Genomic DNA, 11,032 nt, shown 5'->3' on the forward strand with positions numbered 1-11,032 from the left:
ACACCAAGCAATGCCGTCAGGTCATTGCAGATCGGCAAGCGCATGCGGTGATTCCACCTAGAAAAAATGCGAAACCATGGAAAGATACAAAGATCAGCTCGCTAGCGCGAAATGAATTACTTCGAACGGTTAATCTTGCGAAGCAGTGCTTCTCAGGCAGGACATTATGGAAAAAATGGTCCGGCTATCATTGCCGAAGTTTGGTCGAAACTAAGATGCATTGCATCAAATTATTGGGGGATAAACTCAGTGCAAGAAAATTTGATAGCCAAGTCAATGAGATCCATGCACGTATAGCCGTGTTAAATAAATTTACCGAGTTAGGTCAACCACATACCCAAGTTATGCCTTAAATTTGAGTAGATATGGGCAATCTTAATTTTTACATCTTTGTGCAACAAAGCCGATGAAAGATGAAGAAAAGAAAAAAAACAAATGAAAGGTTAATTGATATGAATTTATTTAAGTTGATTTTTATTATTTTAATTATTCCATTATTTTCTTGTGCTAAAGGTGAAAATAATATCTTGGATGAGGAGGCTGGAATGTATAATTTTAAAAAAAATGAATCAATTGTATATGAAATAAATGATTTATTTCATGCAAAAAAAACCAAAGAGGCTTTTTATTTGATTTCTAGTTATTCACATAAGTTTAATGTAGATGAAAAGGTTGGAGTGGGAGCAATATTATATTCAAATGGATATTATAAGTTGTCAAAATCGTATTTTGAGGATGCATCTTTGGCTGGGAATCCCGAGGCTTTTTATCGGCTTGGTTATTTTTATAATTATAATGAAGACGAAAAAGATGTTGAACTGGCAATAAAATATTTCAATTTATCAATTGAAGCTGGATATTTGAGTTCTTATATTAATCTAGGGGAAATATATTTATTTGAAGATGGTTTTGTGAGTTTATCAACTGCTAGATTTAACTTTAAAAAGGCTGTGAGCTTGGGGTTTATGAATGGTTATTATGGGTTGGGAGAAATTAATTTACGTGAAGGTAATTTTTATGAAGCTAAGAATGATTTTGAAAAATTAAAGAAATATGGTTATTTGTTAGAGTATTATGATGGATGTATAAATTTATATTCAAAATATGAAGATTCAGAATTTTACGATATAGATTTGGCAAAAAAATATATTGATCTTATAATTCTTCTTATAGATGATCCGAGAAAATATGAAATTATAGCCGATTTTTACAAAGGTGATCATAAGTATCGAGATCTGAATAAAAGTAATTACTATTCAGAACTAGAAAAATATTAAAATTATGAATGGGAGGAGTTAGGATGGCTTAAGTATCCTTATTCTTCCCGTTGAAAAATCAAAACCAACCTTATTATTAGTTCAAGACATATCTATGGTATTGCATTTAATCAACAAGATATGGTCGCGTTCCAACGTGATGACTTACACCGTGAAACAGCTCGTATGTTGGCCAATGGCTTAATTCAAAGCAAAAATTATAATGATGTCGGTCTGCTGAGTTCACAAATTATTCGACCAGAACAAGAAACTGCAGGTCGTGTACAGCATCGAGCAGAACGGCATTATCAATATGATCAAAATTATTTGCTCACCCAAGTGAATGACAGTCGATTAGGTAGGCTGACGTATCAGTATGATGCAATTGGCCGTTTAACACAGAGTCAAAGTCAACATCAAACAGAAAGCTTTGCTTTTGACCCAGCAGGGAATTTGATTGACCCGATTGCCATGCCAGCATCTCAAGTTAAAAGTAATTTGATTGCTCAATATAAGGGTAAAAATTATAAATACGATGCGCAAGGCAATGTGGTTGAAACTAGCCATGCAGGTAAAACATTAAAACTGACGTGGGATAACCTGAATAGATTGATTCGCAGTGATCATCAGGGTCAGGTGACTGAATATGGTTATGATGTATTTGGCCGACGATTATTTAAAAAAAACCCAAATACACAAACCCTGACTTTATTTGGCTGGGACGGAGACCTGATGATTTGGGAGTCGCAGCAATCCAATACAGTAGATGAAAACTACACTAAGCATTATGTCTATGAACCACAGAGTTTTGTGCCATTACTACAAACGGGCTATACAGGGTTTATCAAGCTTTTAGAAACCCCTAACTATGCCCAATTTCAGCATGAAGAATATTCGGTTTATAAAGATCCGATTTGGAGAACAGAAACCCGAAAGAATAAAGTTGAATTAGAACGAGTTGCCTTTTACCACTGTGACCAAATAGGGGCACCTCAGACTTTAAGTAATGAGTTAGGTGAGTGTATTTGGGAAATTGAGCTGAATACATGGGGTACAGTTTCAGAAATAAAGGCCTCTCATAATTTTATTGAGCAAACGAATATACGTTTCCAAGGTCAATATTATGATGTGGAAACAGATTTGCATTACAACCATTATCGTTATTATGATCCACTTAGTGCGAAATATTTAAGTAAAGATCCAATAGGTTTAATAGGTGGTATGAATAATTCAGTTTATGTGAGTGATCCGAATCAGTGGGTGGATCCAATGGGATTGGTAGCTGATAGAGAGATTAAAAAAAGGCTTCAACAAATTGAAGAGTGTCGTCGTACTGGGCAATGTGAAGCATTATTTGATTACGCATATTGTTCAGTTGCAGGTGGCGGTGCTGAAGGCATGGTAATTATTAACTTATATAGTGGCAAAGTCTATGGTGGAGCTGGTCTTAATATTCCTTCAACATTAAAAGATATTCACAAAGAAAAAACGATTTCAAAGAGATTGAAAAGTACGGTCGGAGGTTCTTGTATGTTGGGTAAAATATTTAACGGAAGAGGGCGAAATAATACTGAAAGAACAGACAGATTTATCAATGGTCAAGCTGTTGGGATTAGTGGTGGACCATGGTGGAAAATTGGCATTAGTACTCCAATGGGGGAAGATTTTCTAACTTCACTATCTACAAAGACACCTTTTGCTATTGAAGTTGGTCTAGGTACTCCAGGTATAGATGCGTCATTTCTTGAAGTATTTGGGGATAAGGAAATTAATCCAGTTAAATTTTTAAAGCAAATAAATAAAGAAAATGAAGCTATGATACTTGAACAAAAGATTAAGAATTTAGAGTCTCAAGGTAAAGGATGGGGTACTTTTACAGATGAATTTGGTCGTTTATTTTAAGGGGAATACGATGAGAATAATGTTAGTAATTCTAATTACTTTTTTGACTGCTTGTAGCAGCACGACACCGTATAAATCAAATAAATTTCACAAAGAAGCAGATAAAATATTTAAAGGTTTTAATTATAACATTGTATATGGTAGAACCACTAATTCATATGTTGCTTTAGATGTTGAAATTGATAAAAAAGACATAAAAATTGATGATTTATTAGAAGTTAATAAGAGGCTTATAAAAAGTGGTTGGAGTAATAATTATAATTTAGAAGGTTATTATTGGTCTTATTGTAAGCCTGGAAGTAATGATGCGATAGGAATATATTATCCAAATGATAAAATTAAAAAAACTAAAAATGGAAAATTTTTTAGTTCACAATTAAATTATAATACAGTTTATATATGGATGACTAATTATAAATCAGATGAAATGAATTTTGAGCATACAGAATGCCCTTGAAAAAATGTTTAGAGTAACTCTTTAATGTATGTGTTAGTGCTTTGTTGCACAAACCTATTCTTAAAGGCTTTGTTAGAAATACAATTTTCACATAAAGAAGCCTGCTCTTAAAATCTATCGTACAACGAATTGGTCCGCTTATAACCGAGCATTAATAAATCGAGGAAATATCTTCTCAATTTAGTTTGATCATACGACTCAATTGTATGCGCCATCAAAAGGCAAACAAGGGCGAAATCAAACCTACTCCGACGCAGCCATCCAATGCTGCTTAATGATTAAATCCTTATTTCGTCTGTCTTTACGTATGGTTACTGGCTTTGTGCAAAGTCTGATTATTGCGGATTAAATTGGATAGCTCCAGATTACACCACGCTTTGTAGAAGACAAAAGCATATTGATATTGTAATCAGCTACCAAAAAAGTAGCGATGGGCTGCATCTACTCATAGACTCTACAGGCATGAAGTTTCTAGGTGAGGGCTAATGGAAACGCAAGAAACATGGACCTGAATATCGTCGCCAATGGCGTAAACTTCATATTGGTATAGATGCTAAAACCCTACAAATACGAGCAGTTCAGCTTACAACCAATAATGTCAGTGATTCACAGGTGCTTGGTGATTTACTTAATCAGATTCCACAAGATGAGCGGATCGACTCTGTTTATACTGATGGAGCTTATGACACCAAGCAATGCCGTCAGGTCATTGCAGGTCGGCAAGGGCATGCGGTGATTCCACCTAGAAAAAATGCGAAACCATGGAAAGATACAAAGAGTAGCTCGCTAGAGCGAAATGAATTACTTCGAACAATTAAACGTTTAGGCAGGACACTATGGAAAAAATGGTCAGGCTATCATCGGCGAAGTTTGGTTGAAACTAAGATGCATTGCATCAAATTATTAGGAGATAAACTCAGTGCAAGGAGTTTTGATAGCCAAGTGAATGAGATCCATGCACGTGTAGCAGTCCTTAACAGATTTACGGAATTAAGTCGACCACTTACCCAAGTTACGCCTTAAATTTGGCTTAATTAGGGGCGCTTTGCATTTCAAATCTTTGTGCAACAAAGCCGTATGAAACAAATATTTGGTTAAACCATTTTGAGGATCAGACTGTTGGTGAGGCTTTATTAGATCGCTTAGTTCATCGTGCTCACGTATTTAATTTTAAAAGGTCAATCTATGAGGAAAAGACGTGGTAAACAAGTTTTAGAATCGTGATATTCTTTTGTCCAAGTTAAACAACACTTTGGTTTGCTTATAAGTAGACCAAAGTGTCCAAGTAAGATAAGAATGTGTGTCCAAGTAACTATTGATTTCGCAAATCGTCGAGCCGGCGCACTTTTAGGTACATTCTTTAATGCTGAACGTGTTCTGGATGATGAGAAATTTTTTATTAATGTAGAACCATAAATTTAAACGACCCCAACCTTAGCAAGGTCACCGAGATTTATCCCATAAAATGATGTTAACTATAAATATATGATTTAATTGATTGTGTGTAGTTTTTAGTGGGGTGAAATTTTTAGCAATTTAGATCATTTAAAGGTATTTTGGTCACTTCATCTTGGAAATTTTAGTCTATAAAAGTCACCTGTATTTTGGTGCTAATTTTCATGAGAAATAATAACATTATATGATTTAATATAATGTTTCTTGATCCTCATGAAACTTTTTTATATTCAATTCAATAAATGAATATTATGCTCAATCCTATTTTGGATCATCTGGAGAGTCTCTGTTTGAATTTGTCCAGGCAATAGATTATGAGCGATATTGCTGAATCGGATTGCAACCTTACAAATCGAGCCAATAATTTCATCAACTTTTTGGGCAGAAAGTTCCGCTTCCTGAGTACCAAGTTTTACAAGAGCTTGTCGAGGAATATCCAGTGCCTCACCCATGATATCCATTTGATGATATCCACCTGGCCCTTCACAGAAAGTAACATCATAGGCAGGGGAGAGTTTCCATTGCCCATTTTGGGACATCAGAAATGAAAAGTTTTTGCAATGATCATCTCGATTATTGAAGACTACATTGAAAACAGCTCGCTTGAATGCAATTGCTTTTTCGCGAACATCATTGGTGCAAAAGTGTGCAGCGCGAAGAAAGTTACTGTAGTCTAAACTCCCTGGTGATTTAAAATCAGCTCCGGTGAAGGCAGCTAAACTTTGCATAGGGATACGCATACCATCATGGCGGTCAAATCTTTTTGATGCAAATGCAGTTAATCCATTCGGAAGAGTAAAATATTGAGTATCAGGGGTGTCAATATCACAATGACGTAAACATTCTGCATAAACAGCTTCAATTGCACAAACTTCAGGATGCTCTTGCTGAGCGGGAAATTTGATCAGCCAGGCTTCATGTTGATGTGAGCTAACTGTTGAGAATTCGTTGGTGACAGGATCACGATAGATGAGCGCTTTTGGCCTTGCACCTTGTGGAGATCCCCCCATAATTAATAAATGCTGTAAAAATTCTGCACCTTCTCCTTTGAGAACTTCCTGAACTTCTTGAGCGAGTTTAATCAGTGGGATATTTTCAGTTAATGCTAACTCAGGTGCTGAAGGTTCAAAGGATAATGCTCCCATCGCATGTGTATTAATATACGTGAGTCTTTCTAATGGCCCAATCCGTGCAGGATTGAATCCATTTTTTTTAAATAAGCGATCCATAAGAAGCATGCCCCAACCATCGGGCAAGGCATCATACATAGGACCTGGCAATCCCATTTGATGTGCAGGAAAGTTCGTTCTTAATGGGTCACCTTTTAACGGAAGTAGGTAAGAGGAAAGTTGTAAACCTTTACTGATCGCTTCTGGACTGTATTCAAAGGCGATTAATGGCCGACCTGTGATTGCGGTTGAGGAGACCAGTGTACCCCAAAGCCAATATTCACCCCATCCATTGTAGTAAACATTAAGTTTTTTGAGCATGGACTTATTTCCTTTTGATACGTTGGCGAGCCGTATTGCTCTCATAGCGGAGAATGTCATTTACACTGTTTAAATGAGGTTTGAAGAGTTCCTCTAATTCTTTTAATCGGCCTAATACCATGGCAACACGTACTAAATTTTCAAATGAAACATTTCGACCAGCTTCCAGATTAGATACTGTATTTACACCAATACCAGCACGTGTAGCGACGTCTGCCTGAGTCATTTCCAGATAAAGTCGTTCTTTGCGAAGCCTTTCACATAATAAAGTAACAACCTCTTCAGGTTTTTTGAAGTTTAAATCCATAATATTAGGTCTTATATCTATATACATCTATTAAAACACAAAATAATGGATTTATAAAATAAGCCATTTGATCGGTAAGGGGGGTGCTTAATTGGTCTGATTAGATCTTATTAGATTAAAGAAGTCTAATTAGACATTTACAATCTAATAAAGTCTAACAACCTGCTTTAAGCTCAGTCAGTTTCGCCTGTTGTCGCGAGGAACCGGTATTTGCTATCAGGTTAAACTGGAATATCTGGCACAAGCTGCGCAGCGGCCAACGAGCTGCCAATATCATGACTTAATCCAGTCAGCAAAGCTGAATGGACTGGATCCGTATGCCTATTTAAGTGATATGCTGAAAAGACTGCCGACGCATAAAGTGACCCAAATAGAAGAATTACTGCCACACCGCTGGAAATCCGACCAAAATTAAAAAATAGGCATGGGATTCAGCGGACGCTTACGATGATGCTACTGAACAGGCTGTTATTGATTTCGCAATTCAATATCCCGCATACGGTCAGTATCGTACTAGTAATGAATTACTCAAGAAGGGTGTATTTGTTTCAGGGAGTGGTGTTCGCTCTATATGGCTTAGTCATGATTTAGAAAACTTTAAGAAGCGTTTAAAAGCACTTAAGGCTAAAGTGACACAGGATGGTATTGAATTAAATTATCACCAGATTGCGGCACTTGCACGTAAGCATAAGGATGACGTTGCTTGTGGTGAAATCGAAACAGCTCATCCAGACTATATAATAGGCGCGCAAGACACCTTTTATGTCGGGAATCTCAAAGGTTTTGGACGGATCTACCAACAAACATTCATCGACACTTATAGCAAGATAGTTCATTGCAAACTCTATACAAAAAAACACCGATTACAGCGGCTGATTTACTCAATGATCGTGTGTTGCCATTCTATCAATCTCAGGACTTACCAATGCTTCGCATCCTCACAGACAGAGGTACTGAGTATTGCGGTAAGGTAGAACAACATGACTATGAGTTGTATCTGGCAGTCAATGATATTGATCACATGAAGACAAAAGCAGCTTCCCCGCAAACAAATGGTATATGTGAGCGTTTCCATAAGATGATTTTGCAGGAGTTCTATCAAATAACGTTCAGGAAGAAACTTTATAGCCCATTGAAAGAATTACAAGTTGATCTAGACGATTGGCTGAAATTCTATAATACTGAACGGACTCATCAAGGAAAAATGTGCTGTGGTCGTACACCACTTGAAACTTTATTTGATGGAAAACGGATTTGGGCTGAGAAGAATTTAGCTCAAATTTAACCTGACAGGCACAATAAAAATATCTTGCAGTACAGCAAGACGTTGAATTTCTTTATCAGACATAGTGATCAGCATCTATATTTTATATCCAGCCCATGATGGTTAAACCATCATAAACTAGACATTTTTATTGGTGAGAATATAGACACTTTAAATGGGTTCTAACATTTTTATTGCGTATAACCGCCATTATGTTAAATGTATAACTTTATAAAGTGTTAATTTTAAAGTCTTCCAATGTTTTGCCTTTTTCTTCTAATAAATTATGAACAAACTCAGGCTCTAATTTCAGCATCAGTTCAATAGCATCATGGATTTTCCAAAATTGTAATTCAGGATGATCTATTATTTGGATTAAATGGTTTTTAATTAAAGGAATATATTCATCGTATTTTTCATCATCAATTAACCAAAATAAGCGACTAATATCAAATGGTTCTGTATTAGATATTTCTATAATCTTTTGTATAGGATGAAATATTTTTATTCTAGCCTGTTCACCAAATCCTAGATCAGCTTGGAATGCCCAATAACGAACAAAAGCTCTAAGTACATGCTGAAGTGTATCATCATAACCATGTAAACGATGATCTATATAACCAACTAATTTATTTTCATTTAATAAATTTACTAATGCATCAAAACCAGAGGATTGTCCCCAATTAGTCAGAAGTTTTGCTGCCTCAAATACAATATTTTCATCAGAAGAATTTAATAAATTTATGACTTGTTCTATACGATCTTCAGGAATATCTTCTGGATCTAAATCTGTTGCATCACATGCGTAATCTGCATGAGTAGGAACGTCATGCAGTAATACAGAAATTTCTTTATTCATTAAGCCACTCATTAATAATTATCTTAAGATTTTCTAAAATTAACATAATACACGTTATACGAAATTTAAAAAATGAGATTATCTTTATGATAATTAAAGAAATTTAAAAATTTCGTATAATCGCCATTATGTTAAATATAGATTCTTTACCAGTTTTAAGTAATATTGGATAAACTCATCCAGCTCTCATTTTTTTATAAGATTTATTAATATGAATTACAAAAAAAATATTTTTTTATTCTTAATACTAGCATTTTCATTTAGTTATTCATTCGCCCAAGTTCCTAATTTTGACAAAACACTAGCATCAGCGGCTCAAGGGAATCCATCTGCACAAAGAGTCCTTGGGCTAATGTATCTCAATGGTCAGGGCGTACAGAAAGATGATTCCAAAGCGGTTGCATGGTTTTTAAAAGCAGCAGCTCAAGGGGATGTAGATGCGCAATTTAACCTTGGGGGAATGTATGCTAATGGTCAGGGCGTACAGAAAGATGATACCAAACTGGTTGAATGGTATAGCAAGGCAGCTGCTCAAGGATATGCACCAGCCCAAAATAATCTTGGGCTAATGTATCTCAACGGTCGAGGTGTACAGAAAGACGATGTCAAAGCATTTGAATGGTATAGCAAGGCAGCTGCTCAGGGCGATCCATCTGCGCAATTTAACCTTGGGGAAATGTATGAGTACGGTCGAGGTGTACAGAAAGATGATGTCAAAGCATTTGACTGGTATAGCAAGGCAGCTACTCAAGGAGATGTAGATGCGCAATTTAACCTTGGGCTAATGTATCTCAATGGTCAGGGCGTACAGAAAGATGATGTCAAAGCATTTGCGTGGTATAGCAAGGCAGCTGCTCAGGGTGATCCATCTGCGCAAAGAGCCCTTGGGCTAATGTATCTCAACGGTCGAGGTGTACAGAAAGATGATGTCAAAGCATTTGAATGGTATAGCAAGGCAGCTGCTCAGGGCGATCCATCTGCGCAAAATAACCTTGGGCTAATGTATGAGTACGGTCGAGGTATACAGAAAGATGCTACCAAAGCAGTTGAATGGTATTTTAAAGCGGCAAATAACGGTAACGCAACGGCTCAGTTCAATATTGGTCAAAGCTATTTAAATGGGAGTAATGGATTATCGAAGAATCGAGTAGAGGCATTAAACTGGCTTAGAAAATCAGCAAATAATGGAGTTGTCCAAGCTAAGTTAATACTTGCTGAACTTCAGTAATTTTTAATTTTTTCTAAAATTAACATAATACACGTTATACGAAGTTGAAAAATTGAGACTATAACCTTAATTTTTATGTATTTTTTAAAATTTAAGACCTAGGCTAGTGCCTAGGTTTTTTATTTCGTATAACAGCCCTTATGTTAAGTATTTGCAGATATTAAGTCATTGTTTCCACAAATGAATACTGCTTGAGAGCAGTCATCTAAGCTATCCATTAAAATTTCATTCATTCTTTTTTTATGAAAACTAAGAGTGGCATTACTTCCAAATTCACTTTCTAAATCAGATGATAAAATTATAGTGCACTCATCATCCCTTAGCTGATTCCATAAGTTTTGAACTAATTGAACTAATGCGAATCCGATGTTGATTATTTCATTCATTTCATACTGTTGATTATCCACGTAATCCTCGATATGAATCTTATTACTGGAGGCTTCAAACCCTGTTAGATCTCCGTAAACATCAGCTATGGCTTCGTAATTCACCTGCTCTAACCTATCTTTGTAAAAATTAAAGACAATAGCATCCGAATCCTCATAAAAGCCTTCTAGTATCATAAGTTCTAAAATTGAGGGAAGCTGGACATCATATCTGGATAGAAAGAATGCATCCATTTGGGAACTTTGAAGTATCACTTTTACACCTGGAATATTTTTGCTGTTATTGAAATTAGATTTTTAGTATTTCTAAAATTAACATAATACACGTTATGCGAAGTTGAAAAAGGGAGCTTTAAGCTCCCTTTTTTACTAGTTTTTTTTAAATTGCTAAGCGTAAATTCAGTGCTTTTACGACTTTAATAACAGTA

Annotated in this window: 10 protein-coding genes and 3 pseudogenes; 9 read left to right on the forward strand and 4 right to left on the reverse strand. The window is 35.8% G+C overall.

What is annotated here, in order from left to right; genetic code table 11:
- The 6 genes and pseudogenes from FTU62_RS16745 to FTU62_RS17670 form a co-directional block, all read left to right on the forward strand.
- The coding region (locus FTU62_RS16745) for a transposase (protein ID WP_180103239.1) at positions 1-353 on the forward strand (353 nt) is incomplete at its 5' end.
- A gap of 60 nt (positions 354-413) precedes the next feature.
- Positions 414-1,277, forward strand: coding sequence for a tetratricopeptide repeat protein (locus tag FTU62_RS16750; RefSeq protein WP_180103240.1), 864 nt, complete (start codon positions 414-416; stop codon positions 1,275-1,277).
- Between the two features lie 165 nt (positions 1,278-1,442).
- Positions 1,443-3,158 carry an RHS repeat domain-containing protein gene (locus tag FTU62_RS16755; protein WP_306670179.1) on the forward strand — a complete coding sequence of 572 codons (1,716 nt, stop codon included), beginning with the start codon at positions 1,443-1,445 and terminating at the stop codon, positions 3,156-3,158.
- Between the two features lie 10 nt (positions 3,159-3,168).
- A complete protein-coding gene (locus FTU62_RS16760; protein ID WP_180103242.1) occupies positions 3,169-3,615 on the forward strand; it encodes a hypothetical protein in 447 nt (148 codons plus the stop codon).
- 91 nt (positions 3,616-3,706) lie between these two features.
- Positions 3,707-4,638, forward strand: a pseudogene (locus tag FTU62_RS16765) (IS5 family transposase).
- A 65-nt stretch (positions 4,639-4,703) separates the two neighbouring features.
- Positions 4,704-4,820, forward strand: coding sequence for an ATP-binding protein (locus FTU62_RS17670; RefSeq protein WP_373886379.1), 117 nt, complete (start codon positions 4,704-4,706; stop codon positions 4,818-4,820).
- A gap of 480 nt (positions 4,821-5,300) precedes the next feature.
- On the opposite strand, the gene FTU62_RS16770 is transcribed toward FTU62_RS17670, so the two are convergent.
- Both FTU62_RS16770 and FTU62_RS16775 read right to left on the reverse strand, forming a co-directional pair.
- The gene (locus tag FTU62_RS16770) at positions 5,301-6,560 is read right to left on the reverse strand and encodes a type II toxin-antitoxin system HipA family toxin (RefSeq protein WP_180103243.1); all 1,260 of its coding nucleotides are present in this window, start codon (positions 6,558-6,560) and stop codon (positions 5,301-5,303) included.
- Positions 6,561-6,564: 4 nt separating this feature from the next.
- Positions 6,565-6,867, reverse strand: a complete 303-nt coding sequence (locus tag FTU62_RS16775) for a helix-turn-helix domain-containing protein (protein WP_180103244.1) — start codon at positions 6,865-6,867, stop codon at positions 6,565-6,567.
- A gap of 242 nt (positions 6,868-7,109) precedes the next feature.
- Here FTU62_RS16775 and FTU62_RS16780 point away from each other — a divergent pair.
- Together FTU62_RS16780 and FTU62_RS16785 are read left to right on the forward strand one after the other, a co-directional pair.
- Positions 7,110-7,282 (forward strand): annotated as a pseudogene (locus FTU62_RS16780) (transposase domain-containing protein); the annotation flags it as partial.
- Between the two features lie 31 nt (positions 7,283-7,313).
- Positions 7,314-8,152: pseudogene (locus tag FTU62_RS16785) on the forward strand (integrase core domain-containing protein); the annotation flags it as partial.
- 208 nt (positions 8,153-8,360) lie between these two features.
- On the opposite strand, the gene FTU62_RS16790 reads toward FTU62_RS16785, so the two are convergent.
- Positions 8,361-8,990, reverse strand: a complete 630-nt coding sequence (locus FTU62_RS16790) for a hypothetical protein (protein WP_078194520.1) — start codon at positions 8,988-8,990, stop codon at positions 8,361-8,363.
- A 211-nt stretch (positions 8,991-9,201) separates the two neighbouring features.
- Here FTU62_RS16790 and FTU62_RS16795 point away from each other — a divergent pair, with 211 nt between their 5' ends.
- A complete protein-coding gene (locus tag FTU62_RS16795; RefSeq protein WP_180103245.1) occupies positions 9,202-10,218 on the forward strand; it encodes an SEL1-like repeat protein in 1,017 nt (338 codons plus the stop codon).
- Between the two features lie 143 nt (positions 10,219-10,361).
- On the opposite strand, the gene FTU62_RS16800 is transcribed toward FTU62_RS16795, so the two are convergent.
- Positions 10,362-10,838, reverse strand: coding sequence for a hypothetical protein (locus tag FTU62_RS16800; RefSeq protein ID WP_218948644.1), 477 nt, complete (start codon positions 10,836-10,838; stop codon positions 10,362-10,364).
- Positions 10,839-11,032 lie beyond the last annotated feature (194 nt).

The organism is Acinetobacter sp. YH12126, assembly GCF_013418745.1.
GTDB classification, from domain to species: domain Bacteria; phylum Pseudomonadota; class Gammaproteobacteria; order Pseudomonadales; family Moraxellaceae; genus Acinetobacter; species Acinetobacter amyesii.

Coding starts and splice junctions, on each gene's coding strand:
- FTU62_RS16750 (WP_180103240.1), top strand. CDS start 414: ATGAAGAAAAGAAAAAAAACAAATGAAAGGTTAATTGATATGAATTTA.
- FTU62_RS16755 (WP_306670179.1), top strand. CDS start 1,443: ATGTTGGCCAATGGCTTAATTCAAAGCAAAAATTATAATGATGTCGGT.
- FTU62_RS16760 (WP_180103242.1), top strand. CDS start 3,169: ATGAGAATAATGTTAGTAATTCTAATTACTTTTTTGACTGCTTGTAGC.
- FTU62_RS16770 (WP_180103243.1), bottom strand. CDS start 6,560: ATGCTCAAAAAACTTAATGTTTACTACAATGGATGGGGTGAATATTGG.
- FTU62_RS16775 (WP_180103244.1), bottom strand. CDS start 6,867: ATGGATTTAAACTTCAAAAAACCTGAAGAGGTTGTTACTTTATTATGT.
- FTU62_RS16790 (WP_078194520.1), bottom strand. CDS start 8,990: ATGAATAAAGAAATTTCTGTATTACTGCATGACGTTCCTACTCATGCA.
- FTU62_RS16795 (WP_180103245.1), top strand. CDS start 9,202: ATGAATTACAAAAAAAATATTTTTTTATTCTTAATACTAGCATTTTCA.
- FTU62_RS16800 (WP_218948644.1), bottom strand. CDS start 10,838: ATGGATGCATTCTTTCTATCCAGATATGATGTCCAGCTTCCCTCAATT.